At 56.4% G+C, this 6,694-nt stretch carries 4 protein-coding genes and 1 tRNA gene; 3 read left to right on the top strand and 2 right to left on the bottom strand.

Going from position 1 to position 6,694, the window contains the following annotated elements; all coding sequences use genetic code 11:
- Positions 1 to 87: 87 nt before the first annotated feature.
- Positions 88 to 163: transfer RNA gene (locus CHU32_RS18075), tRNA-Gly, on the bottom strand.
- 191 nt (positions 164 to 354) lie between these two features.
- On the bottom strand, positions 355 to 900 hold the full coding sequence (gene orn, locus CHU32_RS18070) for an oligoribonuclease (protein ID WP_103678616.1): 546 nt from the start codon (positions 898 to 900) through the stop codon (positions 355 to 357).
- Between the two features lie 129 nt (positions 901 to 1,029).
- On the opposite strand from orn, the gene rsgA reads away from it, so the two are divergent.
- From rsgA to mscM, 3 genes are all read left to right on the top strand, one after another.
- Positions 1,030 to 2,082, top strand: a complete 1,053-nt coding sequence (gene rsgA / locus CHU32_RS18065; RefSeq protein ID WP_103678617.1) for a small ribosomal subunit biogenesis GTPase RsgA — start codon at positions 1,030 to 1,032, stop codon at positions 2,080 to 2,082.
- A gap of 95 nt (positions 2,083 to 2,177) precedes the next feature.
- Entirely contained in the window at positions 2,178 to 3,140 is a 963-nt protein-coding gene (gene asd / locus CHU32_RS18060) for an archaetidylserine decarboxylase (RefSeq protein ID WP_103678618.1), read from the top strand.
- 20 nt (positions 3,141 to 3,160) lie between these two features.
- Positions 3,161 to 6,487 (top strand): miniconductance mechanosensitive channel MscM, encoded by a 3,327-nt coding sequence (mscM, locus tag CHU32_RS18055; protein WP_103750902.1) that lies wholly within the window; start codon positions 3,161 to 3,163, stop codon positions 6,485 to 6,487.
- Positions 6,488 to 6,694 lie beyond the last annotated feature (207 nt).

The following is a 6,694-nucleotide window of genomic DNA, read 5'->3' as shown; positions in this document are numbered from 1 at the left end:
AGACTCGAACTCGCGACCCCGACCTTGGCAAGGTCGTGCTCTACCAACTGAGCTATTCCCGCTTGGGTGGTGTACTTTATCAAATTTTGGAGCGGGAAACGAGACTCGAACTCGCGACCCCGACCTTGGCAAGGTCGTGCTCTACCAACTGAGCTATTCCCGCTCTGCGTAACGTTGCAATTTCTGCATCGGTACGGGAGGCGCATTATACGAGAAATCCTTTACGCTGCAAGCCCCCGAACCGCAATTTTTTATGTTTTCCGCCTGAATGCTGTTTTTATCAGCAAGACGTACAATTTAGCGCCAAATATGGCTTGCGGCAAGCGTACCGGGCGTTATACCACGCCCAACTTCTTACAACTGAATAAAATGCTCGCGGTAATACGCCAGCTCGGCGACAGATTCGCGGATATCATCCATCGCCTGATGCGTACCCTGCTTGGTAAAGCCCGGCAGAATTTCCGGTTTCCAGCGGCGTGCCAGCTCTTTCAGGGTGCTGACGTCAAGGTAGCGATAGTGGAAATACGCCTCCAGCTCCGGCATATACTTAAACAGAAAACGGCGATCCTGGCCGATGCTGTTACCGCAAATGGGTGATTTACCTGCGGGTACCCACTGCTGAAGAAACGCAATTGTCGCCAGCTCGGCAGCGCGGTCGTCAAACTGGCTGGCTTTTACCCGCTCAACCAGCCCACTACCAGTATGAGTGCGTACGTTCCAGTCATCCATTAACGCCAGCTGCGCATCGGACTGGTGCACGGCAATGGTAGGGCCTTCTGCCAGAATGTTTAAATTCGCATCGGTCACCAGGGTGGCAATCTCAATAATGCGATCGCGTTCAGGATCAAGGCCGGTCATCTCCAGATCGATCCAAATCAGGTTGTTTTCATCTGCACTCATGCTATTTTCCACCCATAATTTTATATTCGAGGCCCGTCAGCGTTATGACCGAAGACGAGTCAGCAATCCTAATCGATAGCATGTATCATAGAGGTTTTGCCCCTGACGGGCGACCAGGAGTCAGCACGATTGAGTAAAAATAAACTCTCCAAAGGTCAACAGCGCCGCGTAAAAGCGAACCATCAGCGCCGGCTTAGCACGACTTCGGAGAAGCCTGATTACGATGACAACCTGTTTGGCGAGCCGTCGGAAGGCATCGTCATCAGCCGTTTTGGCATGCACGTGGATGTCGAATCCGCCGACGGCGAAACGCACCGCTGCAATATCCGCCGCACCATTCGCTCGCTGGTCACCGGAGACCGCGTGGTCTGGCGTCCGGGAAAAGCGGCCGCGGAAGGCGTCAATGTTAAGGGCATTGTCGAAGCGGTGCATGAGCGCACCTCGGTGCTGACACGCCCGGATTTCTACGATGGCGTGAAGCCTATCGCCGCCAATATCGACCAGATAGTCATTGTCTCGGCGATCCTGCCGGAATTATCACTAAATATTATCGATCGCTATCTGGTCGCCTGCGAAACGCTGGAGGTGGAACCGATCATCGTGCTTAACAAAATTGACCTGCTGGATGATGAAAGCATGCGTTTTGTGAACGAGCAGATGGATATCTACCGCCATATTGGTTATCGCGTGCTGATGGTCTCCAGCTACACCCAGGATGGCCTGAAACCGCTGGAAGAAGCGCTGACCGATCGGATCAGCATCTTTGCCGGTCAGTCCGGGGTCGGTAAATCAAGCCTGCTGAACGCACTGCTGGGGTTGCCGGTCGAGATCCTGACCAACGACGTTTCCGATAACTCCGGGCTGGGGCAGCACACCACCACGGCGGCGCGCCTGTATCATTTCCCGCACGGCGGCGATGTCATTGATTCTCCTGGCGTACGTGAATTTGGCCTGTGGCATCTTGAGCCTGAGCAAATCACCCAGGGATTCGTTGAGTTCCACGACTATTTAGGTCTGTGCAAATACCGCGATTGTAAACATGATGCCGACCCCGGCTGCGCCATTCGCGAGGCGGTCGATCAGGGGAAAATTGCAGAGAGCCGTTTTGACAATTATCACCGTATTCTGGAAAGCATGTCGCAGGTAAAGACGCGTAAAAACTTTTCTGAAACCGATAACTGACATTTATGCTTAGCATCGCTAAAATCGTCCCCTTTTTTCATGGACCCGCTCAGCAGCGGGTACAGGAACGATAAAACAAAGGCCTGGAGGCTATCGTGTTAAACGATCTTAAACTTTCGCTGCAATACATTCTGCCGAAACTGTGGCTCACTCGCCTGGCGGGCTGGGGCGCGAGCAAACGCGCGGGCTGGCTGACGAAACTGGTCATCGATCTGTTCGTCAAATATTACAAAGTCGATATGAAAGAGGCGCAGAAGCCGGATACCGCCAGCTATCGCACCTTCAATGATTTCTTTGTGCGCCCGCTGCGCGATGAAGTGCGTCCGCTGAACACCGACCCGAACGTGCTGGTAATGCCGGCCGACGGCGTAATCAGCCAGCTTGGCCGCATTGAAAACGACAAACTCTTGCAGGCTAAAGGCCATCATTATTCTCTGGAAGCTCTGCTGGCGGGCAATTATCTGCTGGCCGACCAGTTCCGCAACGGTTCATTCGTCACCACCTATCTTTCGCCGCGCGACTATCACCGCGTGCATATGCCGTGCAACGGCATCCTGCGTGAAATGATTTACGTACCGGGCGACCTATTTTCGGTTAACCATCTGACCGCACAGAACGTTCCTAACCTGTTTGCCCGAAATGAGCGCGTCATCTGCCTTTTCGACACCGAATTTGGCCCGATGGTGCAAATTCTGGTGGGCGCGACTATTGTTGGTAGCATCGAAACCGTCTGGGCGGGCACTATCACGCCGCCGCGCGAAGGCATTATCAAACGCTGGACGTGGCCTGAAGGCGAAAGCGAAGGTTCCGTTGCCCTGTTGAAAGGTCAGGAGATGGGCCGCTTTAAACTGGGCTCGACGGTAATAAACCTGTTTGCGCCGGGCAAAGTGGATCTGGTAGAGACGTTGCACAGCCTGTCAGTGACCAAAATCGGTCAGCCGCTAGCCGTTTCCACACAAGCGCTGGTGCAGCCTGAACCTGCGCCGCTGCCGGAAGATGAAGTCAACGCCGAGCTGGACGCCAGCCCGCTGGTTGACGATGAGCGAGACAATAGTTAATTCAACATAAAGGGTTTTCCGTGCGCCTGATTATCACTTTTCTGATGGCCTGGTGCCTCAGTATGGGGGCGTACGCAGCGACGGCCCCCGACGCTAAACAGATAACCCAGGAGCTGGAGCAGGCAAAAGCGGCGAAGCCCGCTCAGCCGGAAGCCGTCGAGGCGCTCCAGTCTGCACTCAACGCGCTTGAGGAGCGAAAAGGCTCCCTTGAGCGCGCGCAGCAGTATCAGCAGGTTATTGATAACTTCCCAAAACTCTCCCAGACCCTGCGCGCCCAGCTTAACAGCCTGCGTGATGAACCGCGCGACGTGCCTGCCGGAATGTCTACCGACGCCCTGAACCAGGAAATTCTTCAGGTCAGCAGTCAGTTACTGGATAAAAGCCGCGAGGCGCAACAGGAGCAGGAACGTGCGCGTGAAATCGCCGACTCCCTCAATCAGCTTCCTCAACAACAAACCGATGCACGTCGCCAGTTAAACGAGGTTGAACGCCGCGCGGGTACACCGAACAGCAACGCTACGCTCGGCCAGGCGCAAAGCCTCGCTGCCCAGGCGGAGTCCGCCCGACTCAAAGCGCTGGTTGATGAGCTGGAACTGGCCCAGCTTTCCGCCAATAACCGCCAGGAGCTGTCGCGTCTGCGCTCAGAGCTGGCGCAAAAACAGAGCCAGCAGTTAGATGCGTATTTGCAGACGTTGCGTAATCAGGTCAATAGCCAGCGCCAGCGTGAAGCGGAAAAAGCGCTGGAAAGCACGGAGTTACTGGCGGAAAACAGCACTAACCTGCCGCCAGATATCGTTAAGCAATTCGCCGTCAACCGCGAGCTGTCGCAGGCGCTGAACCAGCAGGCACAGCGCATGGATCTGGTGGCATCCCAGCAGCGGCAGGCCACCAATCAGACATTGCAGGTGCGTCAGGCCTTAAATACGCTGCGTGAACAGGCGCAGTGGCTGGGGATGTCCAATATGCTGGGCGATGCCCTTCGTGCGCAGGTTGCCCGTCTGCCGGAGATGCCGAAACCGCAGCAGCTTGATACCGAAATGGCTCAGTTGCGCGTTCACCGCATGCGCTATGAGGATCTGCTGAACAAGCAGGCCCAGCTTCGCCAGACGCATCAGGCCGACGGTCAGCCGCTAAGTGCGGAACAAAATCGCATTCTTGAGGCGCAATTGCGTACCCAGCGTGAACTGCTTTCCTCCTTGTTGCAGGGCGGCGACACGCTGATTCTGGAACTGACCAAGCTGAAGGTGACTAACAGCCAGCTTGAAGATGCGCTGAAAGAGGTCAATGAAGCCACGCATCGCTATCTGTTCTGGACCGCAGACGTTAACCCGCTGACTATCGCCTGGCCTGTTGAAGTGGTGCAGGATCTGCGCCGCCTGATTTCACTGGATACCGTCAGCCAGTTAGGTAAAGCCAGTATCATGATGCTGACCAGCAAAGAGACGCTGCTGCCGCTGTTTGGCGCGCTGATACTGGTGGGCTTCAGTATCTACTCGCGGCGGCATTTTACCCGCTTCCTTGAACGTTCTTCCTCGCGTGTTGGCAAAGTCACCCAGGATCACTTCTGGCTGACGCTGCGCACGGTGTTCTGGTCGATACTGGTAGCCTCGCCGCTGCCGGTATTGTGGGCGACGCTGGGTTACGGCCTGCGCGAAGCCTGGCCTTATCCGCTGGCGGTCGCCATTGGCAACGGCGTTACCGCCACCGTGCCGCTACTGTGGGTGGTAATGATTTGCGCGACCTTCGCCCGTCCCACCGGGCTGTTCGTTGCCCACTTTGGCTGGCCGCGTAACCGCGTGGCCCGCGCGATGCGCTATTACCTGATGAGCATTGGGCTGATTGTACCGCTGATCATGGCGCTGATCATGTTTGATAATCTCCACGACCGGGAGTTTTCCGCCTCACTGGGCCGGCTGTGTTTTATCCTGATTTGCGGCGCGCTGGCAATGGTGACGCTTAGCCTGAAACGCGCGGGTATTCCGCTGTACCTCGACAAAGAAGGTAACGGCGACAACATGGTCAACAGCATGCTGTGGAACCTGATGATGGGTGCACCGCTGATCGCCATTCTGGCAGCGGCGGTAGGTTATCTGGCCACCGCGCAGGCGCTGCTGGCACGGCTGGAAACGTCTGTCGCCATCTGGTTCCTGCTATTGGTGGTTTACCATATCATCCGTCGCTGGATGCTGATCCAGCGCCGCCGTCTGGCGTTCGACCGCGCCCGCCACCGCCGCGCCGAGATCCTCGCGCAGCGCGCGCGGGGCGAAGAAGAGACGCCGCACGCCACCAGTCTTGAAGGCGCGGTAGAAATTGACGAAAGCGAGCTGGATCTCGATGCCATCAGTACCCAGTCTCTGCGCCTGGTGCGCTCGATCCTGATGCTGATCGCACTGCTCTCGGTCATTGTCCTGTGGTCAGAAATCCATTCTGCGTTTGGCTTCCTGGAAAATATTACCCTCTGGGATGTCACCTCCACCCTGCAGGGCGTGGAGAGCATTGAGCCTATCACCCTTGGCGCGGTGCTGATTGCCATTCTGGTGTTTATCATCACCACACAACTGGTGCGCAACCTGCCCGCTCTGCTGGAACTGGCGCTGCTTCAGCATCTGGAGCTGGCACCCGGGACCGGCTATGCCATTACCACCATCACCAAATATCTGTTGATGCTGGTCGGCGGCCTGGTCGGTTTCTCGATGATCGGCATTGAGTGGTCGAAGCTGCAATGGCTGGTTGCCGCGTTAGGTCTGGGGCTGGGCTTTGGTTTACAGGAAATTTTTGCCAACTTTATTTCCGGCCTGATTATCCTGTTCGAAAAACCGATTCGCATCGGCGATACGGTGACCATCCGCGATCTGACCGGCAGCGTGACCAAAATCAATACCCGCGCCACGACCATCAGCGATTGGGACCGTAAAGAAATCATCGTGCCGAACAAAGCGTTCATCACCGAGCAGTTTATCAACTGGTCGCTGTCGGACTCCGTCACCCGCGTGGTGCTGACCATTCCGGCCCCGTCAGAGGCAAACAGCGAAGAGGTCACGCAAATCCTGCTAACCGCAGCCGAGCGCTGTTCTCTGGTGATAGACACTCCGCCGCCGGAAGTGTTCCTGGTCGACCTTCAGCAGGGTATCCAGATCTTTGAGCTGCGTATATATGCCGCCGAGATGGGTCACCGCATGCCGCTGCGTCACGAAATCCACCAGTTGATTCTGGCAGGCTTCCGCCAGCACGGGATTGATATGCCGTTCCCGCCGTTCCAGATGCGTCTTGAAACGCTATCCGGGCGGCAAACCGGGCGCACGCTGACATCGGCGGGCAAAGGGACACGTCCGGCGGGGAGTGTGTAATTAACATTTAGCTGTGCAAGCGCAGCGCCGCCAGGCATAACGTTCCACGGCGTAACGTTTTCAGAAAATGTAGGCCTGTGCAAGCGCAGCGCCGCCAGGCACAATGTCCCGCGGCGTAACGTTTTCAGAAAATGTAGGCCTGTGCAAGCGCAGCGCCGCCAGGCACAACGTTCCGCGGCGTAACGTTTTTTGCCACCTGAAGGGAGG

Source organism: Superficieibacter electus (genome assembly GCF_002915575.1).
GTDB classification, from domain to species: domain Bacteria; phylum Pseudomonadota; class Gammaproteobacteria; order Enterobacterales; family Enterobacteriaceae; genus Superficieibacter; species Superficieibacter electus.
This window is presented reverse-complemented; position numbering and strand designations above follow the sequence as displayed.